Source organism: Streptomyces johnsoniae, assembly GCF_031845565.1.
In the GTDB taxonomy this organism is placed as follows: Bacteria; Actinomycetota; Actinomycetes; order Streptomycetales; family Streptomycetaceae; genus Streptomyces; species Streptomyces johnsoniae.
In genome coordinates, this window is record NZ_JAVREV010000061.1 from 1 (window position 1) to 607 (window position 607).

Annotated in this window: 1 protein-coding gene; it reads right to left on the reverse strand. The window is 67.4% G+C overall.

The window, feature by feature from the left end; all coding sequences use genetic code 11:
• Positions 1 to 607: polyketide synthase (locus RM779_RS33260; protein ID WP_311621532.1), on the reverse strand; the 607-nt coding region annotated here is incomplete at both ends.

Genomic DNA, 607 nt, shown 5'->3' on the forward strand with positions numbered 1-607 from the left:
AAGGACCATTCGGCGCCGTCAACCCATTCGACGCACCATCCTGATTCACCGCAGAACCCCGCACCACCGCCAACACCTCACGACCATTCCGCACCGCATCCGACAACCGCTCCACCACCAACAACCCAACCCCCTCCGACCAACCCGTCCCATCCGCACCCGCACCAAACGCCTTACACCGCCCATCCACCGCAAGACCGCGCAGCCGGGAGAACTCCACGAACGGCAGCGGCCTCGACATCACGGCCACCCCGCCGGCCAACGCCAGATCACTCTCCCCACTCCGCAACGACTGCACCGCGAGATGCAACGCCACCAACGACGAAGAACACGCCGTATCCACCGTCACCGCAGGCCCCTCGAAACCAAACGTATAAGCCACCCGGCCGGAGGCGACACTGCCCGCGCTGCCGCTGGCGATATAGCCTTCGAGACCCGGCGGCACGTCCGTCAGGTGCGCGCCGTAATCGCCGTACATGACGCCGGTGAAGACGCCCGTGCGGCTGCCGCTCAGCGAACCGGGCACCACCCCCGCATCCTCCAACGCCTCCCACGCCGTCTCCAGCAACAACCGCTGCTGCGGATCAGCCGCCACCGCCTCCCGCGG